Annotated in this window: 22 protein-coding genes; 11 read left to right on the top strand and 11 right to left on the bottom strand. The window is 56.6% G+C overall.

Translation table 11 applies throughout. The features are described from left to right. Positions 1 to 49: 49 nt before the first annotated feature. From dgoD to NYE85_RS04910, 6 genes are all read right to left on the bottom strand, one after another. Entirely contained in the window at positions 50 to 1,198 is a 1,149-nt protein-coding gene (dgoD, locus tag NYE85_RS04935; protein ID WP_259003465.1) for a galactonate dehydratase, read from the bottom strand. Next, positions 1,195 to 1,812 (bottom strand): 2-dehydro-3-deoxy-6-phosphogalactonate aldolase, encoded by a 618-nt coding sequence (locus NYE85_RS04930; protein WP_259003464.1) that lies wholly within the window; start codon positions 1,810 to 1,812, stop codon positions 1,195 to 1,197. The genes dgoD and NYE85_RS04930 overlap by 4 nt, the downstream gene beginning before the upstream one ends. Beyond that, positions 1,796 to 2,689 (bottom strand): 2-dehydro-3-deoxygalactonokinase, encoded by an 894-nt coding sequence (locus NYE85_RS04925; protein ID WP_259003462.1) that lies wholly within the window; start codon positions 2,687 to 2,689, stop codon positions 1,796 to 1,798. Before NYE85_RS04925 ends, NYE85_RS04930 begins: the two co-directional genes overlap by 17 nt. Continuing rightward, complete coding sequence (locus NYE85_RS04920) at positions 2,686 to 3,381, bottom strand: FadR/GntR family transcriptional regulator (RefSeq protein ID WP_259003461.1); 696 nt, start codon at positions 3,379 to 3,381, stop codon at positions 2,686 to 2,688. The genes NYE85_RS04925 and NYE85_RS04920 overlap by 4 nt, the downstream gene beginning before the upstream one ends. 238 nt (positions 3,382 to 3,619) lie before the next feature. Continuing rightward, positions 3,620 to 4,564: a 2-hydroxyacid dehydrogenase gene (locus NYE85_RS04915; protein WP_259003460.1), complete on the bottom strand. Its 945-nt coding sequence runs from the start codon at positions 4,562 to 4,564 to the stop codon at positions 3,620 to 3,622. Further along, positions 4,557 to 5,864, bottom strand: a complete 1,308-nt coding sequence (locus NYE85_RS04910) for an MFS transporter (RefSeq protein WP_259003458.1) — start codon at positions 5,862 to 5,864, stop codon at positions 4,557 to 4,559. Before NYE85_RS04910 ends, NYE85_RS04915 begins: the two co-directional genes overlap by 8 nt. Before the next feature lie 274 nt (positions 5,865 to 6,138). Between NYE85_RS04910 and NYE85_RS04905 the strand changes: the two genes are divergently transcribed. From NYE85_RS04905 to NYE85_RS04895, 3 genes are read left to right on the top strand one after another with little or no spacing between them, the layout of a single operon-like run. Further along, positions 6,139 to 6,744 (top strand): transcriptional regulator, encoded by a 606-nt coding sequence (locus tag NYE85_RS04905; RefSeq protein WP_259003457.1) that lies wholly within the window; start codon positions 6,139 to 6,141, stop codon positions 6,742 to 6,744. Continuing rightward, a complete protein-coding gene (locus tag NYE85_RS04900) occupies positions 6,741 to 7,709 on the top strand; it encodes a threonine/serine dehydratase (protein WP_259003455.1) in 969 nt (322 codons plus the stop codon). The genes NYE85_RS04905 and NYE85_RS04900 overlap by 4 nt, the downstream gene beginning before the upstream one ends. A 9-nt stretch (positions 7,710 to 7,718) precedes the next feature. Next, positions 7,719 to 7,841, top strand: a complete 123-nt coding sequence (locus tag NYE85_RS04895) for a hypothetical protein (RefSeq protein ID WP_259003454.1) — start codon at positions 7,719 to 7,721, stop codon at positions 7,839 to 7,841. Positions 7,842 to 7,986: 145 nt separating this feature from the next. Here NYE85_RS04895 and yidA read toward each other — a convergent pair whose 3' ends face one another. From yidA to dnaA, 5 genes are all read right to left on the bottom strand, one after another. Continuing rightward, positions 7,987 to 8,802 carry a sugar-phosphatase gene (gene yidA / locus NYE85_RS04890; RefSeq protein ID WP_259003452.1) on the bottom strand — a complete coding sequence of 272 codons (816 nt, stop codon included), beginning with the start codon at positions 8,800 to 8,802 and terminating at the stop codon, positions 7,987 to 7,989. 133 nt (positions 8,803 to 8,935) lie between these two features. Beyond that, the gene (gene gyrB, locus NYE85_RS04885) at positions 8,936 to 11,350 is read right to left on the bottom strand and encodes a DNA topoisomerase (ATP-hydrolyzing) subunit B (protein WP_259003451.1); all 2,415 of its coding nucleotides are present in this window, start codon (positions 11,348 to 11,350) and stop codon (positions 8,936 to 8,938) included. Positions 11,351 to 11,368: 18 nt separating this feature from the next. Continuing rightward, on the bottom strand, positions 11,369 to 12,457 hold the full coding sequence (gene recF / locus NYE85_RS04880) for a DNA replication/repair protein RecF (RefSeq protein WP_259003450.1): 1,089 nt from the start codon (positions 12,455 to 12,457) through the stop codon (positions 11,369 to 11,371). A 162-nt stretch (positions 12,458 to 12,619) separates the two neighbouring features. Then, the gene (dnaN, locus tag NYE85_RS04875; RefSeq protein ID WP_004956990.1) at positions 12,620 to 13,720 is read right to left on the bottom strand and encodes a DNA polymerase III subunit beta; all 1,101 of its coding nucleotides are present in this window, start codon (positions 13,718 to 13,720) and stop codon (positions 12,620 to 12,622) included. A gap of 4 nt (positions 13,721 to 13,724) precedes the next feature. Then, positions 13,725 to 15,116 (bottom strand): chromosomal replication initiator protein DnaA, encoded by a 1,392-nt coding sequence (dnaA, locus tag NYE85_RS04870; protein ID WP_259003447.1) that lies wholly within the window; start codon positions 15,114 to 15,116, stop codon positions 13,725 to 13,727. 740 nt (positions 15,117 to 15,856) lie between these two features. Between dnaA and rpmH the strand changes: the two genes are divergently transcribed. The 8 genes from rpmH (at position 15,857) to NYE85_RS04830 (ending at position 23,220) form a co-directional block, all read left to right on the top strand. Beyond that, positions 15,857 to 15,997 (top strand): 50S ribosomal protein L34, encoded by a 141-nt coding sequence (gene rpmH / locus NYE85_RS04865; protein WP_005976668.1) that lies wholly within the window; start codon positions 15,857 to 15,859, stop codon positions 15,995 to 15,997. An 18-nt stretch (positions 15,998 to 16,015) separates the two neighbouring features. Next, on the top strand, positions 16,016 to 16,375 hold the full coding sequence (gene rnpA / locus NYE85_RS04860; protein ID WP_071586644.1) for a ribonuclease P protein component: 360 nt from the start codon (positions 16,016 to 16,018) through the stop codon (positions 16,373 to 16,375). Next, a complete protein-coding gene (gene yidD / locus NYE85_RS04855; RefSeq protein WP_071586643.1) occupies positions 16,339 to 16,596 on the top strand; it encodes a membrane protein insertion efficiency factor YidD in 258 nt (85 codons plus the stop codon). The genes rnpA and yidD overlap by 37 nt, the downstream gene beginning before the upstream one ends. A 2-nt stretch (positions 16,597 to 16,598) precedes the next feature. Continuing rightward, positions 16,599 to 18,233 (top strand): membrane protein insertase YidC, encoded by a 1,635-nt coding sequence (yidC, locus tag NYE85_RS04850; protein WP_259003439.1) that lies wholly within the window; start codon positions 16,599 to 16,601, stop codon positions 18,231 to 18,233. Positions 18,234 to 18,357: 124 nt separating this feature from the next. Then, on the top strand, positions 18,358 to 19,722 hold the full coding sequence (mnmE, locus tag NYE85_RS04845) for a tRNA uridine-5-carboxymethylaminomethyl(34) synthesis GTPase MnmE (protein ID WP_259003438.1): 1,365 nt from the start codon (positions 18,358 to 18,360) through the stop codon (positions 19,720 to 19,722). Between the two features lie 50 nt (positions 19,723 to 19,772). Further along, positions 19,773 to 20,765 (top strand): LacI family DNA-binding transcriptional regulator, encoded by a 993-nt coding sequence (locus NYE85_RS04840; protein ID WP_259003436.1) that lies wholly within the window; start codon positions 19,773 to 19,775, stop codon positions 20,763 to 20,765. Positions 20,766 to 20,899: 134 nt separating this feature from the next. Beyond that, the gene (locus tag NYE85_RS04835; RefSeq protein ID WP_259003434.1) at positions 20,900 to 21,709 is read left to right on the top strand and encodes an inositol monophosphatase family protein; all 810 of its coding nucleotides are present in this window, start codon (positions 20,900 to 20,902) and stop codon (positions 21,707 to 21,709) included. A 152-nt stretch (positions 21,710 to 21,861) separates the two neighbouring features. After that, entirely contained in the window at positions 21,862 to 23,220 is a 1,359-nt protein-coding gene (locus NYE85_RS04830; RefSeq protein WP_259003432.1) for an MFS transporter, read from the top strand. Positions 23,221 to 23,276: the final 56 nt, after the last annotated feature.

Raw genomic sequence — 23,276 nt, 5'->3', positions numbered from 1 at the left:
GTCGAGGTAAAGCCGTTGAGTAAATCTAATTATTATCGGTTAAGAGGGTTTACCACTCGGCCACCGCGCCGTCGGGATAGCGCCACACCGGGTTGCGCCAGTCGGCAGCCTGTTTGCTGCGCTCAATTACCAGCTCCTCGTTGATTTCCACCCCCAACCCCGGCTTGCTAGGCGGATAGAAATGGCCATCAGCCATGGCGAAATCATCCTGATTCAGCACGTAATCCAGCAGCTCTGCGCCCTGATTATAGTGAATACCCATGCTTTGCTCCTGGAACACCGCGTTGCGGGAGACGAAATCCACGTGCAGGCAGGCGGCAAGTGCGATCGGCCCCAGCGGGCAGTGCGGTGCCAAGGCCACGTCGTATGATTCAGCCATCGCGGCAATCTTGAAGCATTCGGTAATGCCACCGGCGTGGGACAGGTCCGGCTGAATAATCGCCAAGCCGCCGTCGGCCAGCACCCGTTTGAAATCAAAGCGCGAATACATCCGTTCACCGGCAGCAATGGGAATATGCGTTTGCGCAGCCAGCCGCGGATAGTATTCCGCCTGCTCGGCCAATACCGGCTCCTCGATAAACAGCGGGCGGTACGGCTCCAGCTCTTTGATTAATACCCTGGCCATCGGTGCATCGACCCGGCCGTGGAAATCCAGGCCAAATTCGATCTTGTTGCCAAACGCTTCGCGGATCTGCGCCACCACCGCCACCGCCGCGTCGATTTTTCGTGAGTTGTCAATGATGCCCATCTCTTCGCAGCCGTTGAGCTTGAAGGTATCGAAGCCAATCTGCGACAGTTTTTCAATGCCGGCAATCACCTCGGCAGGGCGATCGCCGCCAACCCAGCTGTAGGCCTTGATTTTATCGCGCACCAGACCACCCAGCAGCTGATACACCGGCACGCCCAGCGCCTTGCCCTTGATATCCCACAGCGCCTGATCGATACCGGCAATCGCGCTCATCAGTATCGGCCCGCCGCGATAAAATCCGCCGCGATATAGGGTTTGCCAAATATCATTGATACGTGCCGGATCCTGCCCGACCACATATTCGGCAAGCTCATGCACCGCCGCTTCGACGCTGCGAGCCCGCCCTTCAATCACCGGCTCGCCCCAGCCGACAATGCCCTCGTCGGTTTCAACTTTCAGGAACATCCAGCGCGGCGGCAGCCGATAGGTGGTCAGTTTGGTTATTTTCATCGTGTGGCTTCCTTATAGGCTCGAACGAAAGCGGCGGCCTGCTGCGCAGTGCGTTCCAGCGGCTGGCCGGCGCGGTAAAGATCGCTGCCCAACCCTGCCCCAACGCAACCGGCGGCCAAATACTGATGCAGATTTTCCGGCGTAATGCCACCGACGGCGAAAACCGGCACCTGCGGTGGCAGCACGGCTTTCAGCGCTTTGATGTAATCCGGGCCAAACGACAGCGACGGGAAGATTTTCAACGCCTGTGCACCGGCATCCAGCGCGTTGAACGCTTCAGTGGCGGTGGCGCAACCGGCGCAGACCGTCATGCCAAGCGCGACCGCCCGGCGGATCACCGCCGGTTGGGTGTTCGGCGTCACCACCAGTTTGCTTCCCAGCGCGGCCAGCTGTTCCACCTGCAACTCCTGCAATACGGTGCCTGCGCCGATCAGCGCACGTTCACCGAATATCCTTGCCGCTTCGCCGATGCTCTGCGTCCATTCTGGCGAGTTCAGCGGAATTTCGATCGCGTCGAAACCGGCGTCCAGCAACGTCTGTATGTGAGCGACGGCTTCCTGCGGCGTAATGCCACGCAGAATGGCAATCAACGGCAGTTCAGTTTTCCAGCTCATTGGCAATGCTCCCGATCCCAGTTTGAAAAGCGCGGTCGCCATCCAGCGTGCGATAGCCTATACCCGCCATGTCGAACGCCCGTCCGTAGCGTTCAACCAGCGCCGGATTACCGATCACCGTTAACGCCGTGTGCGCCGCCAGCGGATATTGCTGCTGCATTTGCGCCACTTCGTTGCCAATCAACAGACCGGAAAGCCAATCGCTGACCGCGCTTTTTTCCAGTTTTCCCAGCAGATGGGCGGCACGGGTTTCAAACAGCCGACGCACCAGATGGCGCTCGCCAAGCCCCGCCGCCAACCCGCGCTCAAACACCTGCGCATCGGGCCGCTGGGCGCCGAGTCCAACGCCAATCAGCGACTGGCTCAGCAGCAGATGGTGCAGCTCACCGGTCATTACGGTGCGAAAGTCCACCAGCGTATCACCGTCCATCTGCACCCATTTGCTGTGGGTGCCCGGCATAACGTACAGCGGCGACGGCAGTTCGGCATGAGCCCCCAACAGCTGGGTTTCTTCACCGCGCATCACGTTAAGGTTATCCTCGGCGTCAACGCAGATGCCCGGAATAATCCAGGCGTGATACGGCAACGCCTGCTCTACCGCGATCGCCTGGCGAGCAAGACCGGTCAGCGGCGTGGGGCATGGCAGATAAGGCGCCTGCAACCAGCCGGCATTGCTGCCGATCATCCCCGCCATCACCACCGGCAGCGGCTGTTGCCAACGCGCCATCAGTTCGCCGAACACCTGCTGCGGCGTGCGGCCACCGAGCCGGGTCACGCCGGCCTCGGAGCGTACGCTGTCCACGCAGGTGCCATTTTCATAACGCCAGGCGCGCAGGTTGGTGGAACCCCAGTCAATCGCGATAAAGCCGTTGCTCATAGCATGTCCTTTAACCTTTTGGTCGAGCTGGCGATCATGGTGAGCGCCGCCCGTTCGGCGGCATCCGCATCCTGATGGCGGATGGCGTCATACAAATCCTGATGCTCGCGCAGCGTACGCGGCATGTTGTCTTCGTCCGGCATATAGGTGCGCTCAAACACCGCACGCTGCAATGAGCTGATCGCGACGCTGAGCTGCTGTAACACCGGGTTATGCACTGCTGCCAACACCGCTTCGTGGTAGCGAATATCGGCCTCGTTAAACAGTTCGCGCTCCTGATGGTGGGCAATCATGTCGTTCAGCGCCGCTTCTATTACCGCCAGTTCACTGGAGGTGGCACGCTCTGCCGCCCAACGAGCGATGGTCGGTTCCACCAGATTACGCACTTCGCTCATCGCCGCGATCAACCGCGGGTCATAATCCTGCGCCAGCACCCAGTTCAGTACCTCGGTATCCAGATAGTTCCACTGGTTGCGCAAGGTGACGAAGGCGCCGCGGTAGCGTTTGACCTCCACCAACCGCTTGGCCATCAGCGCGCGCAACACTTCGCGAATGATATTGCGTGAAGTTTCAAACTCTTCGCACAACTCTGCCTCGGACGGCAGCGCCGCCCCCGGTACGTACTTGCCGCCGACGATCTGCTGGCCAATGTCGATGATGATGCGGTCGGTTTTACTGATCTGCTGCTTCATGGTTGCTCCGTGTCTTCACCTGCGGGTGGTTGCTTCACTTTACTCCGCTGGCGCTGTTGGTTCCTGCGATTGCAGCACAATCTTTAACTTCTTATCGCTAACCACGGGATGATTGTAGTACCAAAATATTAAGTTGTACTACAATCTGGATCACAAAATAGACAATGCACAGGGGGGGAATCAATTACCCAGTATCTGCATGATGAACGGGTTGAAGAATCATGACGGTAGAATGGCATTACGAATTAGGGCTTTCCGCGACCGGCGTTGGCAAGGGATGGCCGGCAAAATATGCGGTTACGTTGTCGAACACCAGATCGCTCATCATCTGCCGCGTACTGTGGGTTGCACTGGCCATATGTGGGGTCAGAACCACATTGTCCCGCCCCATCAACGCGGCCGGCACTTGCGGCTCACGTTCAAAAACATCCAGACCGGCGCCGGCAATAGTCCCTTGGTCAATAGCCGCCACTAACGCCGCTTCATCCACCACAGAACCTCGCGAAACGTTGATTAAAATGCCGTTACAACCCAATGCCGCCAATACCTGAGCATCTACTAATGCCCGTGTTGCTACTCCACCGTTGGTGCAGACCAACAGAAAATCGCAGCGATCGGCCAGCGCTAATGCTGTCGCAAAAAAGCGGCCGGGAAAATCGGCATATTGCTGGCGGGAATGATAACCAATCTCCATATCGAAGGCCGCCGCGCGCTGAGCTATCGCTCGCCCGATTCTTCCCAACCCAACAATGCCCAGGCGTGCGCCGCTTACCTTACGCGTCCATGGATAACTGCCTTGCAACCAGTCACCGCGCTCAATAAAGCGTTGAGCGCCGCCAATCTGACGAGCCGTCGCCAACAGCAGCCCAATCGCCAAATCGGCGACGTCATCGGTCAATACCCCGGGCGTATGCGTGACACGAACACCCCGTGCCCGCGCAGCCAGCACATCCACCCGCTCATAACCCACGCCAAATACGGCAATCAGCTTCAACTGCGGCCAGGCAGCAATCTGCGCCGCGCTGACCGCCGTTTCGCCATCAACCAGTAATACAACGAACTCATCAATCCGCGCCGCGTGTTCCATTGGCGTCAGTTTTCGCCCATCCACCACAGAAAAATATTGGCGCAGCCGCACCACCAAACCTTGTGGCAAAGGTGAAAGTTGCAAAATACTAGCCATTGTTATTCTCCCGGAGAGTACCCACGCCAACGATGGGCCTACCAAGCCGCAGACCGATAATGCCACCAGTCACTAACGCCGCGGCAATGGCCATCAGCGCAATATCATAGCTCCCGGTCATATCTTTAATTCGCCCCATGACTGGTGGAAATACCAGACCGGCAATATTCGCTACCGCATTAATCAACGCTATCGATGCCGCACCGGCCACTCCGGTAATCGATTCGGTCGTTACCGCCCAAAAAATAGGGGTGATCGCCCAGTTTAACGCAACGGTGAGCACCAGCATGCCGTAGGCCAATACCATGTTCTGACAGTAAATCGCCGCCAGCAGCAGGAGACCTGCGACAATCAGCGGCGCCCCCAAATGCACGGAGCGCTCACCGGACAAATCGGAATGTTTGCCATTGAAATACATAAAAATACAGGCAAAGAAAAACGGAATGGCGGAAAGCACACTGACGACAAACGAGCTTTGCTCCGTGACGACACCCTTGATGATTAATGGCAAAAATAGCGTGATACCTATGGTACCGAATGCCTGTAACAGCCACATGAAACTCAACGCCCACACCCGCCCGTTGGTCAGGGCCCGACCCCAGCCATGTGATTGTCCGATAGTCGCGCCGGCCATTTCACCCGCCATTTTATCGACCAGCCACCGACGTTGCGTAGGCGCTAACCATTTTGCCTGATGCGGCGCGTCATCGAGGTAAAAATAGGTCACGACACCCAGCACTATCGCCGGGATACCTTCAAGCAGAAACAGCCAGCGCCACCCGGCCATATCAAATAGGCCATGCATATTCAGGATGCTGCCAGACAGCGGTAGGCCAATCACCGACGCCAACGCCGCGCCGATATAAAACATCGACATAGCGCGCGCACGATCGCTACGCGGATACCAACAGGAAAGATAATAAATAATACCCGGAGTAAATCCGGCCTCGGCCACGCCGAGTAAAAATCGCATGACATAAAGCTGCATCGGCGTTTGTACCAAACTCATACCGGCGGCGATGACACCCCAGGTAACCATGATACGTGCAATCCATACCTTGGCACCGATTCGACTTAATAATATGTTGCTGGGAATTTCAAAAATAATGTAGGAAATATAAAAAATCCCGGCAGCAATACCGTACATTTCGGCGCTGAGCGCCAGATCGGCATTCATCTGCAATGCGGCGATAGAAATATTCGATCTATCAATATAGGCAATAAGGTAAAGCAACATGATAAATGGAATGATACGTTTATTCATCTTCTTAATTGTTGTGGAATAAGTATTATCTTCCATAGCTCATGCCCCTGATTAATATATTAATTGCTGCATAATCTGTTGACGACAAATTACGCATCCAGTGGTTTTTTATTTACACGGCCGGAAAAACGCGTTACTGACAATTAAAAATCGATTGGTTACTTGATACAACGCTACCTATTGTAGGCATGAAAACCCATCTTGTAACACAAGATTGATCACAAAAAAAACACCACATCAACAGTTATCATGATTTACAAACTAGAAAATAAATTCTAAATTAGATTTTTAAGTCTAATGGATATTGGTCATGCTGAGCCGTTATCACGCCATCGCCGATGCTATCGCCCTGCTGTTTGCTCCTTACGCCGAAGTGGCGATCCACGATCTGGCCAGCCAGACGCTGGTCTACATCGCCAATAACCGCTCACAGCGTGAAATCGGCGAAGCCTCCAACATGAGCGAGTTACAGCAAGATCGCCAGTTGCAGATACTGGGCCCCTATCTGAAACGCAATTGGGACGGCCGACAGCTGCGCTCTATCAGCGCGGTATTGCGCGACGATCGTAACCAACCCATTGGCCTGCTGTGCATCAATCTTGATATCAGCGTGTTAGAAGGTGCCAAAGCCGCGCTGGAATCCTTCCTTGCTGGTAACGCCTTGCAGCCGCAGCCAGAGATGCTGTTTCAGGATGACTGGCAAGAGCGCATCAACACCTTTGTGCATAACTGGCTGCAACAACGGCAGCAAACGCTGGCTGCGCTGAACGGCGCCGGCCGACGCGCGTTGGTAGAGGCGCTGTATCACGAGGGGGCCTTCAAAGGTAAAAACGCCGCTGGCTACGTGGCCAGAATTCTTGGTATTGGCCGCGCTACTGTCTACAACTATCTGAAAAATATAAAAGGATTATTATGAGCCAGTTATTTGACCAGATTGTCGCCGCACACCAGCAGTTGCGTCCGCAGGTCCGCGTGACGCCGCTGGAGCGCAGCATCCTGCTTTCGCAGCAGTTGGGTTGTGAACTGTGGCTGAAATGCGACCATTTGCAGCACACCGGTTCATTCAAGTTTCGCGGGGCCAGCAACAAGTTGCGGTTGCTGACCCCGCAACAGCGGCACGATGGGGTGATCGCCTCTTCCAGTGGCAATCATGGCCTGGCGGTAGCGCAAGCCGGTAAGCTGATGGACATCGGCGTGACGGTTTACGTACCGGAAAACGCCGCTTCGGTGAAAGTTGACGCCATACGCGCGCTGGGCGCCGAGGTGACGCTGGTGCCCGGTGATGCGCTAAATGCCGAAATGGCCGGCGAACAGGCGGCTAAACGGCAGAACAAGGTGTATATCTCGCCCTATAACGATTTACAGGTGGTCGCCGGCCAAGGCACCTGCGGCATGGAACTGGTGGAACAGCAGCCGGATCTTGACGCGGTGGTAGTGGCGGTCGGTGGTGGCGGCTATATTTCAGGAATTGGCAGCGTATTGCAGCGTTTGTCGCCGAAAACACGGCTGATAGCCTGCTGGCCGGAAAATTCCACCGCCATGTACAGCGCCCTGCAAGCCGGCCACATTCACCCGGTCGATGAGCAGGAAACGCTGTCCGACGGCACCGCCGGCGGTGTCGATCCTCAGGCCGTCACCTTCCCGCTGTGTCAGCAGCTGATCGATCGCCAGGTGCTGGTCAGCGAAGCGGAAATCAGGCAGGCCATGCGCGCCATCGCGGCCAGCGACCGCTGGATTATTGAAGGAGCCGCCGGCGTCGCATTGGCCGCCGCCATCAAGCTGGCACCAGAGTTTCAGGGCAAAAAGGTCGCCGTGGTGCTGTGTGGTAAAAACATCGTATTGGAAAAATACCTGACGGCCATCGACGATGCGCATCCTTGACCGCAACAAATGCTGGCCGCATTCGATGCAGATACCGTCACAACGCTGCTGAAGCCAGGCGTTATTGCCTATCGCAACGCCGGGTACGGCCTGGCCGGTAACCAGGGGGTGATGATGGCGTTTTGCGGCTGACCGGCGAACCGCAGGCGTTACGCTGGACGGCAGCCGAAAATCAATAAATTGATTTTCCTGATTTTTTATCTATTGTCTTCTACTCGTTCTGTGCAGGAATGAGGTTTGTCATCAGTCTGAAGGGGCGCCATAGCGCCCCTTATCGTCAGGCGTTGAGCACAAACTTTTCGATGGCGCGCGCCACGCCGTCTTCGGTGTTGCTGCTGGTAACGAACTGCGCCACCTGTTTCAACGCCGGGATCGCATTGCCCATCGCCACGCCGACGCCGGCAAATTCAATCATCGCGGTATCATTGGCCTGATCGCCTAATGCCATAACGTTTTGCTGAGCGATACCCAGATGATCGGCCAGCATTTTCACGCCAGCGCCCTTGTCGACCTTTTTATGCAGAATTTCCAGGTAGTAAGGTGCACTTTTCAGTAGGGTATATTGCGCCAGCGTTTCGGGCGGAATGCGTGCAATGGCGCTGTCGAGTAGCGCCGGTTCGTCGATCATCATCACTTTTGGGAAGCGCATGTTGCGATCCATTTCGTCCACGCTGCGATATTTCAACGGGATGCCGGTCATTTCCGCTTCGTGTACGGTGTATTTGCCGATGTCTTTGTTTGGCGTGTAAAGGGTATCAAAATCAAACGCCTGGAAGTGAACCCCCAGCTGGCGTGCCAGTTGTTCGAAATGCAGGTAGTCGTCGAAGCCCAATGTTTCCTGCAAAATACAGGCGCCGTCCACCGCTTGCAGCACCAATGCGCCATTATAGGTAATGCAGTAGTCGTTGCCGCCCTGGATATCCAACTGACGCAAGTAGTCCTGCACGCCAACGTAAGGTCGCCCTGTCGCCAGCACCACATGCACCCCTTTGCGACGCGCTTCGGTAATGGCCTGCTTCACTGCCGGGGTAATCTGATGCTGCGGGTTGAGCAGCGTGCCGTCCATATCTATTGCAATCAGTTCAATCGCCATGCGTACTTCTCCGAATTGATCCAGTATCTGCCCATGCTAACGCGTTTCAGCCTACGGTGTCAGCGGCTAAAAAAGCATAAAAAAAATCCGCGCGGGTTGCCCGGCGCGGATTTTTACAGCGACTGACAGCCGCTTAGATATCGATGTTCGCCGCTTTCAGGGCGTTTTCTTCGATGAATGCACGACGCGGTTCAACCGAATCGCCCATCAAGGTGGTGAACAGCTGGTCGGCAGCGATGGCATCTTTTACCGTAACGCGCAGCATGCGGCGGCTTTCCGGATCCATGGTGGTTTCCCACAGCTGTTCCGGGTTCATCTCGCCCAGACCTTTATAGCGCTGTACCGCCAGACCGCGACGGGACTCTTTCACCAGCCACTCCAGCGCCTGTTCGAAGCTGTCGACCGGTTGGCGACGCTCGCCACGCTCGATGAACGCATCGTCTTCGATCAGGCCGCGCAGTTTCTCTCCCAACTGGCAAATCTTGCGGTACTCGCCGCCGTGAATAAAATCGAAATCCAACGGGTAATCGGTATCGACGCCGTGAGTACGAATACGCAGCGTCGGTTCGAACATCTGGCGTTCACGGTTTTCAACCATCACGTAGCTGTAGCTGCTGCCATGCTGTTCTTTTTCGTTCAGCAGGTTCACCAGCGACTCGATCCAGGTTTGTACTTTAGCCTGATCGCCAAGGTCGTCTTCTGCCAGCGTTGGCTGGTAGATCAGATTGTTCAGCAGCGCGCGTGGATAACGGCGCTCCATGCGGCCGATCAGTTTCTGCACGCTGTAATGCTCCGCCACCAGTTTTTCCAGCGGTTCGCCTGCCAGCGCTGGCGCGTGGGCATTGGCGTGCAGCGTAGCGCCGTCCAGGGCAATGGCGATTTGATACTGATCCATCGCATCATCATCTTTAATATACTGTTCCTGCTTGCCTTTCTTCACTTTGTACAGCGGCGGCTGAGCAATGAACACGTGACCGCGCTCAATGATTTCCGGCATCTGGCGGTAGAAGAAGGTCAACAGCAGCGTACGGATGTGCGAACCATCGACGTCGGCATCGGTCATGATGATGATGCTGTGATAGCGCAACTTGTCCGGGTTGTATTCGTCACGGCCAATGCCGCAGCCCAGCGCGGTGATCAGCGTGGCCACTTCCTGTGAAGACAGCATTTTGTCAAAGCGCGCTTTTTCGACGTTGAGGATTTTACCCTTCAACGGCAGGATCGCCTGGTTCTTGCGGTTACGCCCCTGCTTGGCAGAGCCGCCCGCGGAGTCGCCCTCCACCAGGTACAGTTCGGACATCGCCGGGTCGCGTTCCTGGCAATCCGCCAGCTTGCCCGGCAGACCGGCCAGATCCAGCGCGCCTTTACGACGGGTCATTTCACGCGCCTTGCGTGCCGCTTCACGAGCACGAGCCGCATCGATGATTTTGCCGACGACGATTTTCGCATCGTTCGGGTTTTCCATCAGGTAATCCACCAGCTTTTCGTTCATCAGCGACTCAACCGCGGTCTTCACTTCGGAAGACACCAGTTTGTCCTTGGTCTGCGACGAGAACTTGGGATCCGGCACTTTGACCGACACCACGGCAATCAGGCCTTCACGCGCATCGTCACCGGTGGCGCTGATCTTGGACTTCTTGCTGTAGCCTTCCTTGTCCATGTAGTTGTTCAGGGTACGGGTCATTGCGGCACGGAAACCGGCCAGGTGCGTACCACCGTCGCGCTGTGGAATATTGTTGGTGAAGCAGTAGATGTTTTCCTGGAAGCCGTCGTTCCACTGCAGCGCCACTTCCACGCCGATATCGTCCTTCACGGTGGAGAAGTAAAACACCGTCGGGTGAATTGGCGTTTTGTTTTTGTTCAGATACTCGACAAACGCCTTGATACCGCCTTCGTAGTGGAAGTGGTCTTCTTTGTCGTCGCGCTTGTCTTTCAGACGAATAGACACGCCAGAGTTAAGGAACGACAGTTCACGCAGGCGTTTCGCCAGAATGTCGTACTGGAATTCGGTCTGGTTGGTAAAGGTCTGGTAGCTCGGCCAGAAACGCACCGTGGTGCCGGTTTGCTCGGTTTCGCCAACCACTTTCAGCGGCGTTTGCGGCTCGCCGTGGCTGTAGGTTTGCTCGTGAACCTTGCCTTCGCGGCGGATCACCAGTTCCAGCTTCTCGGACAGGGCATTAACCACCGAGACGCCCACGCCGTGCAGGCCGCCGGATACCTTGTAGGAGTTATCGTCGAACTTGCCGCCGGCGTGCAGCACGGTCATGATGACCTGCGCAGCAGAAACGCCTTCTTCTTCGTGGATCCCGGTCGGGATACCACGGCCATCATCCTGCACCGAAACCGAATTGTCGGCATGGATGGTGACCTGAATGTCACTACAGTGGCCAGCGAGTGCTTCGTCGATAGCGTTGTCCACAACCTCGAATACCATGTGGTGCAGACCGGTGCCATCATCGGTATCGCCGATATACATGCCCGGGCGCTTGCGCACCGCATCCAGCCCTTTTAATACCTTGATACTTGAGGAGTCATAAGAATTCGACATCAACGTTTCTCGCTCATTTTAGTCCTGTGGTTGAACCTCTATTTTACCCTGTTCCACGCGGAACATCTTGCCCTTTTCACCCACCATGTCAGTCACCTGTTCAGCGCTGACTGCGCTGACAAAGACCTGAGCCTGGGTGGCTTTCAGGCGATCGGCCAACAACCGGCGTCGGCCGGTGTCCAGCTCGGAGGCAAAATCATCAATCAGATACAGGCAACGCCGCCCGCTCTGCCGGGTGAGAAACTCACCCTGCGCCAAGCGCAACGCGCACATCAGCAGCTTGAGCTGACCGCGCGACAATAAATCCTCTACCGGCGTGCCGTCGGCACGAATGCGGAAATCCGCCTTATGCGGCCCTACCGCGGTATAGGTCAGTGCCCTGTCGCGTTCAAACTGGCGCTCCAACAGCTCGCCATAGTCGCTTTCCTTATCCCAGCCGCGCTGGAAGGAGAAGCTCAGGGCAAATTCGGGCAGAAACTGCGAGCAGGTCGCGGTGATATCCGCGGCGATTGCGTCGCTGTAGGCTGCCCGCCAGTCGCTGATACGCTCGGCCAACGGGATCAGCTCCTGATCCCAGGCACGAAGCTGCGCATAGCGGCTCACCTGGCGCAGCGCGGCATTGCGCTGCTTCAGTAACCGTTTCAGGTTGCTCCAGGCGGTGAAAAAACCGGGTTCGTTGTGAAAACACCCCCAGTCCAGAAACGCGCGCCGAAACTTCGGCCCGCCGTTTAGCAGGGTAAAACCTTCGGGGGTAATCAGCTGCATCGGCAATAGCTGAGCGAGCTCCGCTACTTTGTGGCCGTCGCTGCCATCAATGCGTACCTTGCTGTCACCCTGGCGGCTTTTGCTCAAACCGACCGACAGTTCGCGTTCGCTGCCGCTGTCTACCCGGCCATGCAGCACGTATTCCGACTGGTCATGGCGAATTACCCGCCCAGCCTGCAAGCTGCGAAAGGCGCGGCCGTGTCCGAGGGTATAAACCGCTTCAAGCACGCTGGTCTTGCCGCTGCCGTTGGCGCCCACCAGGAAGTTAAACCCCGGCGCCGGTGCCAAATCCGCCGATTCGATATTGCGGAAGTCTTTAATCAGTAAACGCGTTAATGCCATGCCAATTCCATCACCGGGAAACTACGCTCTATGTGAGGGCGTTATCGGCGCTGGCAGTTTACGTGCGAACAGCGCGCAGCAACCGGAGCGTACACAGAGTACGTGAGGATTGCGAGCACTGCCCAAGCGTAAAATGGCAAGCAAGGATAGCCCGGGTATCGATCAGAGACGCATTGGCATCACGACATAGGCGGCAGACTTGCTGGCGCCGTCTTCGATTTGCACGCTGGACACCGAGTCGGTCAACAGCAAGCGCACGTCTTCGCACTTCAACGCGTTCAATACGTCGAGCACGTAGCTGACGTTGAAGCCGATTTCCATTTCGGTGCCTTCGTAGATCACGTCGAGAATTTCTTCTGCCTCTTCCTGTTCCGGGTTGTTGGCGGTAATCTTCAGCTGGTTATGGCTGACGTACAACCGCACGCCACGGAACTTCTCGTTTGACAGAATCGCCGCACGGGCAAACGCCTGTTTCAGCAGATCGCAACCGGCCTCCAGCGTTTTGTCCGGGTTCTTCGGCAATACGCGACGATAGTCAGGGAAACGGCCGTCAACCAGCTTCGAGGTAAAGATGAAGTCGCCAACGTGAGCGCGAATGTTGTTGCTGCCGATCTGCAATTGCAGCGGCGTGTCTCCGCCGTCCAGCAGCCGCACCAGCTCCATGACACCCTTGCGCGGCACGATCACCGAATGCGACGGCAGTTGCTGGCCTATCGGCATCGCGCACACCGCCAGACGGTGGCCGTCGGTCGCCACGGTACGCAGCTCTTCCCCTTCGGTTTCGAACAGCATGCCGTTCAGGTAATAACGAACGTCCTGGTGCGCCATCGAAAACTGGGTCGCTTCAATCAGTCGTTTCAACGTAGCCTGTGGCAAGGTGAACTCTACTTCGCTCTGCCAGTCATCCAGGTTGGGGAAATCCGCCGCCGGTAACGTGGACAGCGAGAAACGGCTGCGGCCGGAGCGCACCAGCATCCGCTCACCGTCGAGCTGCACGGTGATTTCGGCCCCTTCCGGCAGGCCACGGCAGATATCAAAGAATTTACGCGCGGGGACGGTAGTCGCGCCCGCTTCATGGGGTTGGGATAGGGCAACGCGCGCCACCATCTCCATCTCCAGATCGGTACCGGTCAACAGCAGGGAGCCTTCCGTCACCTGCAACAGCAGGTTACCCAGAATCGGCAACGTTGGGCGGCCGCCCAGCGGGCTGCTCACCTGTTGCAGCGGTTTTAGCAGATGCTCACGTTCGACGATAAATTTCATAGCGCTATGAAGATAATGTTCTGATTAAGTTGGAGAAATCTTCTTTGATGTCGTGACTTTCCTCACGCAGCTGCTCAATCTTCCGGCAGGCGTGCAACACCGTGGTATGGTCGCGGCCACCAAACGCATCGCCGATTTCTGGCAGGCTGTGGTTGGTGAGCTCCTTTGCCAGCGCCATCGCCATTTGGCGCGGGCGGGCTACGGAGCGCGAACGCCGCTTGGACAGCAGATCCGCGACTTTGATTTTATAGTATTCCGCCACCGTCTTCTGGATATTGTCGATGGTGACCAGTTTTTCCTGCAATGCCAGCAGATCGCGCAGCGCTTCGCGCACGAAATCTATGGTAATGGCACGGCCGGTAAAGTTTGCGTTGGCAATCACGCGATTCAGCGCCCCTTCCAGCTCACGCACGTTGGAACGCAGACGCTTGGCAATAAAGAACGCCACTTCGCCCGGCAGGCGGATGTTGTTCTCGTCGGCCTTCTTCATCAGGATCGCCACGCGGGTTTCCAGTTCCGGCGGCTCGATGGCCACCGTCAGCCCCCAGCCGAAACGCGACTTGAGGCGATCTTCTACCCCGTTGATCTCTTTAGGGTAGCGATCCGAAGTCAGGATGATCTGTTGATTGCCTTCCAATAGCGCATTGAAGGTATGGAAAAACTCTTCCTGCGAGCGCTCTTTATTGGCAAAAAACTGGATGTCATCGATTAACAGCGCGTCGACCGAACGGTAATAACGCTTAAATTCTTCGATGGCGTTGTTCTGCAAGGCTTTGACCATATCCTGTACAAAGCGTTCCGAATGCATATAGACCACTTTAGCGTTGGCCTTGCGCGCCATGATGCCGTTACCAACCGCGTGCAACAGGTGGGTTTTACCCAGGCCGGTGCCGCCATACAGGAACAGCGGGTTGTAAGCGCCGCCAGGATTGTCCGCCACCTGGCGTGCCGCCGCGCGCGCCAGCTGGTTCGACTTACCCTCGACGAAGTTGTCGAACGTGTGCTTGGGATTGACGTTGGAGCGATAGGATAGCTCCGGCTGCGGTGCCGCATTATCCCAGCTCGGCCGCGAAGGTGCAGCAGTACGCGCCACCGGTGCCGCCGGTGCGCTGCGGTTTTCGGCCACCGCCTGGCTGACGGTTTGCACCATCGGTTTGCTGCCCACTTCAAAACGCAGCAACGGGGCGTCCGTACCGCAGAAATCATTCAGCAGTCCATTGATATTGTTTAAGTATTTATCGCGGACCCAGTCCAGCACAAAACGATTGGGCGCATACAGCGCCAGGGTGTTGTCACTCAGTTCCGCCTGCAATGGGCGTATCCACATACTAAATTCTGTGGCAGGTAACTCATCCTGCAATCGGGCAAGACACTGCTGCCAAAGCGAAAGTGACACGGCGGACTCCACTCGAACAAGATCAATAAAAGAAAAGAATCAGGCTACTTTTTTATAACTCATGATTTTTGACACACGCCCGGCATCGGCTGACCGCCTGGGGGCATGCGAACCGCCTTTCACGGTTTATGTCCTGCACGATCCCCGGCAGGAGATCGCGATCGGAATGACGGATCATAGCGCAAACGGAGCAAGAGATCCTCCCCTTCATCACAGATTAGATCCATTTTATCCACAGCCCCCGGCAGACGGCGATCTTTTCGCCCGTCAGGCGGCAATCGCCGTGCGATCTCGCGCGTTGCCACACCGGTGCGCCCTCGCCAACAGGTTATACCTGGTTATCCACGGAAGATCTTTCATTTATATGCCAGGATCGCGCGGGGATCCTTGCGATTTAACCCCGAGTCCGTATAATCTTCGCCCTACGTGTGATACCTGGTTCCTTATATGGTGCGTTATTAGCCAGACGGGATTCTGCGGTGACCACGGGCCAATAGCGGGTTTGACTCGCCGTTGGCAAGCAACCAGGTAGGCTATACCCAACGGATTTCACGCTGCAGGCAACACCCGCTGTAGCAGGAAAGATGACGGGATGGCGTGATGTGAATTGACTCAGGACTGTACAATTATTACAATCCCGCCTCTTTATGTATTGCGATTGAGGCGTCGGTCGTCTTCACGCCGAGTAGCCAAACGCGTTTACTGATCAGTAATCAATTTAAGTTTAGGTAGAAATCGCCATGAAACGCACTTTCCAACCGTCCGTATTGAAGCGCAACCGTAGCCACGGTTTCCGTGCTCGTATGGCCACCAAAAATGGTCGTCAAGTTCTGGCCCGCCGTCGTGCGAAAGGCCGTACTCGTCTGTCTGTTTCTAAGTAATAAAAGCTAACCCGCTGAGTGGTTAAGCTCGCTTTTCCCAGGGAGTTACGTTTGTTAACTCCCACTCATTTCACTTTCGTCTTCCAGCAGCCACAACGGGCCGGCACGCCGCAAATTACCATCCTCGGCCGCCTGAACCAGCTGGGGCATCCCCGCATCGGTCTTACCGTCGCCAAAAAACACGTCAAACGCGCGCATGAGCGCAATCGGATCAAACGCCTTACCCGCGAAAGCTTCCGCTTGCACCAGCACCAATTACCGGCGATGGATTTTGTGGTGGTAGCCAAAAAGGGGATAGCGGATCTGGATAACCGCGCGTTGACGGAAGCTTTGGAAAAATTATGGCGTCGCCACTGTCGCCAGGCTCCCGCATCCTGATCGGGCTGGTGCGAGCCTATCAGCTCGTTATCAGTCCGCTGCTTGGGCCACGTTGTCGCTTCCAGCCGACATGCTCTCATTACGCAATTGAGGCATTAAGCAGGTTTGGCATGATAAAAGGCAGTTGGTTGACAGTGAAACGCGTATTAAAATGCCACCCTTTGAACCCAGGTGGCGATGATCCCGTGCCGCCGAAAACCGACGATAACAGAGAACACTAACGATGGATTCGCAACGCAATCTTCTTCTCATCGCTCTGCTGTTCGTGTCTTTCATGATCTGGCAGGCTTGGCAAACGGACCACGCTCCGCAACCAGCCGCGCAGACCACGCAACAGACCACGAACGCCGCAACCGGTGATGCTGCCAGCCAGGCCGTGCCAGCCAGTGGCCAGGGTAAACTGATTACCGTTAACACTGACGTGCTGTCGCTGACCATCAACACCCGCGGCGGTGACATCGAGCAGGCTAAACTGTTGGCCTACCCGGATACTCTGGGTTCATCGACGCCTTTCCAACTGCTGGAAACCACCCCGTCGTTCGTCTATCAGGCGCAAAGCGGCCTGACAGGCAAAAACGGCCCGGACAACCCGGCCAACGGCGAACGCCCGCTGTTCCAGGCGGCACAGGATACCTTTACGCTGGCTGATGGCCAGGACGAACTGCGCATCCCGCTGACCTATACTCGCGACGGCGTTGAATACACCAAGACCTTCGTGCTCAAGCGCAACCATTACGCGGTTGGCGTTGATTACAGCGTTAACAACAAAGGCACTACTCCGCTGGAACTGTCTCTGTTCGGCCAACTGAAGCAGACTACCGAGCTGCCTAAGCACCGCGACACCGGCAGCAACAACTTTGCGCTGCACACCTTCCGCGGCGCGGCGTACTCGACCAGCGATACCAAGTACGAGAAATACGCGTTCGACAAGGACGAAAACCTGAATGTTTCCACCCAGGGCGGCTGGGTTGCGATGCTGCAACAGTATTTCGCCACCGCGTGGGTACCGGCAACGCAGGGTGCCAACACCTTCTACACCGCCAAACCGGGCGACAACCTGTCGACCATCGGCTTCAAGGCCACGCCGGTTGTAGTACAGCCGGGCGCGCAGCAGCAGCTGAACGCCACGCTGTGGGTCGGCCCGGAATTGCAGGATCAGATGGCGCAACTGGCGCCGCACCTGGACCTGACCGTCGATTACGGCTGGCTGTGGTTCATTTCCCAACCGCTGTTTAAACTGCTGAAGTTCATTCACGGCTTTATCGGCAACTGGGGCTTCTCGATCATCATCATCACCTTCATCGTGCGCGGCATCATGTACCCGCTGACCAAGGCGCAGTACACCTCGATGGCGAAAATGCGCATGCTGCAGCCAAAACTGCAGGCGATGCGTGAGCGTATCGGTGACGACAAGCAGCGTATGAGCCAGGAAATGATGGCGTTGTACAAAGCGGAGAAAGTGAACCCGCTGGGTGGCTGTCTGCCGTTGATCATCCAGATGCCAATCTTCCTGGCGCTGTATTACATGCTGATGGGCTCGGTCGAGCTGCGCCACGCGCCGTTCGCCCTGTGGATCCACGATCTGTCGGCGCAGGACCCGTACTACATCCTGCCAATCCTGATGGGCGTGACGATGTTCTTCATCCAGAAGATGTCACCTACCACCGTTACCGATCCGATGCAGCAGAAAATCATGACCTTTATGCCGGTGATTTTCACAGTGTTCTTCCTGTGGTTCCCGTCAGGTCTGGTGCTGTACTATATCGTCAGTAACCTGGTAACCATCCTCCAGCAGCAGCTGATTTATCGCGGGCTGGAAAAACGCGGTCTGCACAGCCGCGAAAAGAAAAAATCGTAAGCGTATTGTAGGGGCTCGGCACGCTGGCCCTTTGCAATAACACCAAGAGGCGGTCATTAGACCGCCTTTTTGCATATTGTCAGAACGGCAGCCAACGGCGCTGCAATGTGAAGGATTAGGCTATATGAGCACTAGCGATACCATCGTCGCCCAAGCCACCCCACCGGGACGCGGTGGCGTCGGCATTTTGCGTATTTCCGGCCGCGCAGCCCAACAGGTGGCGCAAACGCTGCTCGGCAAGCTGCCAAAACCGCGCCATGCCGATTATCTGCCGTTCCGCGATGCCGACGGCACAACCCTCGATCAGGGCATTGCACTGTGGTTCCCCGGCCCGAATTCCTTTACCGGCGAAGACGTGCTGGAACTGCAGGGTCACGGTGGGCCGGTGATCCTCGATCTGCTGCTCAAGCGCGTACTGGCGCTGCCAGGCGTGCGCATTGCGCGGCCAGGGGAGTTTTCTGAGCGCGCCTTCCTGAACGACAAGCTCGATCTGGCACAGGCCGAGGCGATTGCCGATCTGATCGACGCCAGTTCTGAGCAGGCGGCACGTTCGGCAATCAATTCGTTGCAAGGGGCATTTTCCAGCCGTATCCATCAGCTTGTGGAAGCACTTACTCACCTGCGAATCTACGTGGAAGCTGCCATCGACTTCCCGGATGAGGAAATCGACTTCCTGTCTGACGGTAAAATCGAAGCGCAGCTGAACGGCGTGATGAACGACCTGGACAGCGTGCGTGTCGAAGCACGCCAGGGCAGCCTGCTGCGCGAAGGCATGAAAGTGGTGATCGCCGGGCGCCCAAATGCTGGAAAATCCAGTTTGCTCAATGCGTTAGCCGGCCGTGAAGCGGCAATTGTCACCGATATTGCCGGCACCACCCGCGACGTGCTGCGTGAGCACATTCATATCGACGGCATGCCCCTGCACATTATCGACACCGCCGGGCTGCGGGAAGCCGGCGACGAAGTGGAGCGTATCGGCATCGAACGTGCGTGGAACGAGATTGAACAGGCGGATCGCGTGTTGTTTATGGTGGATGGTACCACCACCGAGGCGACCGAGCCCGGCGACATCTGGCCAGAGTTTATGGCGCGTCTGCCAGCCACGCTGCCGATCACCGTGGTGCGCAATAAAGCGGATATCACCGGCGAACCGCTGGGCCTAAAAGAAGTGAATGGTCACTCACTTATTCGTCTGTCGGCCCGTACCGGCCAGGGCATCGAGGTATTGCGCGATCATTTGAAGCAGAGCATCGGCTTTACCAGCAATATGGAAGGCGGGTTCCTGGCACGCCGACGCCACCTGCAGGCGCTGGAACAGGCGGCCCAGCATCTGCTTCAGGGCAAAGAACAGTTAGTAAGCGCTTACGCGGGTGAGTTGTTAGCGGAAGAATTGCGCCTGGCGCAGCAGGCGCTAAGCGAAATTACCGGCGAATTCACCTCTGACGACCTGCTGGGGCGGATTTTCTCCAGCTTCTGTATCGGCAAATAACCCTGCCCGGCACTACGGCGCCGGGTACGCCAAGCGGGAGAACGGCAACCATGAGCGATGCAAAGAACCATTGGGTAACGGCCAGCGACGTTGCACGTCTGGCTGGCGTTTCTCGTTCCGCCGTGTCGCGCACCTTTACGCCCGGCGCCTCGGTGTCGGCCAAAACGCGCCAACGGGTGGAAGCCGCAGCGGCTGAGCTGGGCTATCAGGTGAATATCATCGCGCGTTCGATGATTACCGGCAGCAGCAATTTTATCGGCCTGGTAACCGCCGGCTTTGATAACCCGTTCCGCAGCAAATTGCTGGCGCCGTTGGTGCATCACCTGGCGTTACAGGGCTTTATGCCATTGCTGCTGAATGCCGATGACCCAAAACAGCTGGCACCGCGGCTACGTGAGTTATTAAGTTATCATGTGGCCGGCGTGATCCTGACCTCTGGCGCGCCGCCGCTGTCGCTGGCGGAAGAGTATCTGGCGCGAAAAATCCCGGTAACGCTGATCAATCGTCAGGTTGAACTGAGCGGCGCCGATCAGGTTTACAGTGATAATCACCACGGCGCAGGGTTGGCCGCACGCCAACTGATGCAACACCGCGTGACCTGCCCTGGCTTTATTGGCGAAAGCGCCTCCTTCAGTAGTCAGCAGCGCCAACTGGCGTTCGAAAGCCAGTTCGACGCTCAACGCCAGCCGGTGACCAGCGTGATTTGTCCCCATGGCGGCTATCAGGCCGGCTGGGACGCCGCCGCCGCCCTACTGGCGCAACAGCCGCGGCTCGATGGCCTGTTTTGCGCCACCGATATGCTGGCGATGGGCGCCATGGACTTTATGCGCCAACAGCGCCCTGGGCAGCCATTACCGCTGGTAGGCTTCGATGACATCCCACAGGCCGCCTTCGCCCCCTATCAGCTCACCACCCTACGGCAAGACACCGAAGCATTGGCCAGTACCGCAGTAGCGTTGCTGATCGGCCGCATGCGCCATTTCGACCAGCCGGCGGTACGCAAGAGCGTGCCGGTTGAGCTTATCGTGCGCCAATCCGCCTAAAACGAAAGATCTGTTTTATGCGTAGCCGATCACGGAATAAGTTTTTCACTTTAGCCATTATCCTGTAGCACCACTGCAACAAAGCAAGGTTATCATCTTTTTTGCACACGAGTGCAATTAGTGACGGAGGGGAAATGACGGCAACAACAGAACAGGAAATCAGCACGCGCTATCACTTTGCATGCGACGTGGCGCGCCAGGCCGCCGAGCTGGCTTACGATTTTTATCAACGTCGCCAGCAGCTGGCGGTGGAACACAAGGGCGATGATTTACAGGACGTGGTCAGCCAGGCCGATCGTGAAGTCGAAGCGTTGACGCGCCGGCTGATCGCCCAACGCTTTCCGCAGGATGACTTTCTGGGCGAAGAAAGCGGTGGCGGTGGCGGTAGCGCCACCTGCACCTGGGTCGTCGATCCGATCGACGGTACCGCGTGCTTTCTCAATGGCTTGCACACCTGGTGCGTGTCGATCGGCGTGATCGTTGACGGCGATCCGGTCATTGGCGTGGTCTACGATCCCAACCATCGGGAAATGTTTCACGCCTGCAAGGGCCGGGGAGCGTTTCTCAACCATGATGCTATCCGCGTGCATGCGGGTAGCTCGTTACGCGACGGCGTGATGGGCGTCGGCACTTCCCACCGCGTCACGCCTGAAGATTTCGTGCCGTTTATCAGCCGGTTACTGCACGCCGGCGGCATGTTTATTCGCAGTGGTTCTGGCGCGTTAATGACCGCGCAGGTCGCCGCCGGGCGCCTGCTCGGCTATTACGAACCACACATGAACGCCTGGGACAGCCTGCCCGGCATCGTACTGGTGAGAGAAGCGGGCGGCGTCAGCAATGATTTCCTAGCTGACCACGGTTTGCAACGCGGTAATGTGCTTTTAATGGCCAACGCGGAAATTTATTCCCAGCTGAGCGAATTGATTCAGCAAAAAATAAAATAACGGCGTTCCCCAATTAACTCATGGAAAAGCAATTTATTCAGATTACGTGCCCTATAAATTAAATTAACAAGGATGAGTTTCTCTGCCAATGGAATAACCAGAGAGCGCTTAATCAGCGTGTATTTTGCCAATCCGCCCTACGGAGTGAAATTATGTCTGGTATATTCGCTTTTTTTAAAGCGGCGCCGGCCACGCCTTCTCATGGCCCGCTGAATGAAAAGAAGTTCCTTACCCTGCGTTGGCGAACCTTTCTGGCGATGACGGTGGCCTATGTGATGTTTTACGTTTGCCGGCTGTCGTTCACCGTGGCGAAAAGCGCCCTGGTGGATATTGGCATCAGCCCGACCGAGTTGGGCATGATCGGTTCCGCGCTGTTCTTTTGCTACGCCATTGGCAAGCTGGTCAACGGCTTCCTGGCCGATCATGCCAACGTGGTGCGCTTTATGAGCCTGGGGCTGCTGCTCAGCGCAGGCATGAACTTTATGATGGGCACCACCAGCAATGCGTTGCTGCTGACGCTGTTCTGGGGCATCAACGGCTGGGCGCAGTCAATGGGAGTTGGCCCATGCGCGGTGTCGCTGGCACGCTGGTATGGCAATAAAGAACGCGGCACCTTTTACGCCATCTGGTCCACCGCGCATAACATCGGTGAAGCCATTACCTATATGGTGATTGCAGCGGTCATTGCCGCGTTTGGCTGGCATGCCGGCTACTTCACTACCGCCATGCTGGGTGGCGTAGGTATCGTATTGATCCTGCTGTTTATGTGCGACTCACCGCAGAGCGCCGGCTATCCGCCGATCGGCGTTATTCGCCACGAGCCGCAAACGCCAGGCGAAGATCGGGGGTCGGTGCTGAAAAATCAGCTGTGGTCACTGAGCAACCCGGCGCTATGGACGCTGGCGCTGGCATCGGCCTTTATGTATATCGATCGCTATGCGGTGAATTCGTGGGGAATTTTCTTTTTGCAACAGGCCAAGCACTACTCAACGCTGGAAGCCTCCAGCATTATCGGCGTCAACGCCATTGCCGGCATCGTCGGGACCATTATTGCCGGTATGTTGTCCGATCGTTTATTCCCGCGCAATCGCAGCGTCATGGCCGGGATTATCGGCCTGCTCAATACTGCCGGGTTCGCCCTGATGGTATGGTTACCGCGCAATTACTACAGTGACATTGCCTCGATGGTGATTTTCGGCGCTACCATTGGCGCACTGACCTGTTTCCTCGGCGGTTTGATCGCGGTGGATATTTCGTCGAAGAAGGCGGCCGGCGCGGCACTGGGCACCATTGGCATAGCCAGTTATGCCGGTGCCGGACTGGGAGAGTTCCTTACCGGCGTGATTATCGATCGCACCTCGGTAATAGAAGCCGGCAAAACGCTGTATAACTTCGATACATTATCGCTATTCTGGATTGCCTGCGGGTTATTATCGGCGGCACTGACGTTTATTACCGCCACGATTGTCGCACACCGCCATGCAATAAAACGCGTGACGAGCGCATCCTGATAATTAATAGCAATATCCTGTTTGTTCGTCGTCATAAATATATTTAACCTGAAGAT

Origin of the sequence: Serratia sp. AKBS12 (assembly GCF_024793895.1) — a bacterium.
GTDB lineage: Bacteria > Pseudomonadota > Gammaproteobacteria > Enterobacterales > Enterobacteriaceae > Serratia_F.
This window is presented reverse-complemented; position numbering and strand designations above follow the sequence as displayed.

Bases quoted from the DNA above. Each gene is read 5' to 3' on its own strand.
- yidA (WP_259003452.1), bottom strand. From the start codon at position 8,802: ATGGCGATTGAACTGATTGCAATAGATATGGACGGCACGCTGCTCAAC.
- rpmH (WP_005976668.1), top strand. From the start codon at position 15,857: ATGAAACGCACTTTCCAACCGTCCGTATTGAAGCGCAACCGTAGCCAC.
- NYE85_RS04925 (WP_259003462.1), bottom strand. From the start codon at position 2,689: ATGAGCAACGGCTTTATCGCGATTGACTGGGGTTCCACCAACCTGCGC.
- dnaN (WP_004956990.1), bottom strand. From the start codon at position 13,720: ATGAAATTTATCGTCGAACGTGAGCATCTGCTAAAACCGCTGCAACAG.
- NYE85_RS04835 (WP_259003434.1), top strand. From the start codon at position 20,900: ATGACGGCAACAACAGAACAGGAAATCAGCACGCGCTATCACTTTGCA.
- NYE85_RS04920 (WP_259003461.1), bottom strand. From the start codon at position 3,381: ATGAAGCAGCAGATCAGTAAAACCGACCGCATCATCATCGACATTGGC.
- dgoD (WP_259003465.1), bottom strand. From the start codon at position 1,198: ATGAAAATAACCAAACTGACCACCTATCGGCTGCCGCCGCGCTGGATG.
- gyrB (WP_259003451.1), bottom strand. From the start codon at position 11,350: ATGTCGAATTCTTATGACTCCTCAAGTATCAAGGTATTAAAAGGGCTG.
- yidD (WP_071586643.1), top strand. From the start codon at position 16,339: ATGGCGTCGCCACTGTCGCCAGGCTCCCGCATCCTGATCGGGCTGGTG.
- NYE85_RS04840 (WP_259003436.1), top strand. From the start codon at position 19,773: ATGAGCGATGCAAAGAACCATTGGGTAACGGCCAGCGACGTTGCACGT.
- recF (WP_259003450.1), bottom strand. From the start codon at position 12,457: ATGGCATTAACGCGTTTACTGATTAAAGACTTCCGCAATATCGAATCG.
- NYE85_RS04910 (WP_259003458.1), bottom strand. From the start codon at position 5,864: ATGGAAGATAATACTTATTCCACAACAATTAAGAAGATGAATAAACGT.
- NYE85_RS04895 (WP_259003454.1), top strand. From the start codon at position 7,719: ATGCTGGCCGCATTCGATGCAGATACCGTCACAACGCTGCTGAAGCCA.
- yidC (WP_259003439.1), top strand. From the start codon at position 16,599: ATGGATTCGCAACGCAATCTTCTTCTCATCGCTCTGCTGTTCGTGTCT.
- mnmE (WP_259003438.1), top strand. From the start codon at position 18,358: ATGAGCACTAGCGATACCATCGTCGCCCAAGCCACCCCACCGGGACGC.
- NYE85_RS04930 (WP_259003464.1), bottom strand. From the start codon at position 1,812: ATGAGCTGGAAAACTGAACTGCCGTTGATTGCCATTCTGCGTGGCATT.
- NYE85_RS04915 (WP_259003460.1), bottom strand. From the start codon at position 4,564: ATGGCTAGTATTTTGCAACTTTCACCTTTGCCACAAGGTTTGGTGGTG.
- NYE85_RS04905 (WP_259003457.1), top strand. From the start codon at position 6,139: ATGCTGAGCCGTTATCACGCCATCGCCGATGCTATCGCCCTGCTGTTT.
- NYE85_RS04900 (WP_259003455.1), top strand. From the start codon at position 6,741: ATGAGCCAGTTATTTGACCAGATTGTCGCCGCACACCAGCAGTTGCGT.
- NYE85_RS04830 (WP_259003432.1), top strand. From the start codon at position 21,862: ATGTCTGGTATATTCGCTTTTTTTAAAGCGGCGCCGGCCACGCCTTCT.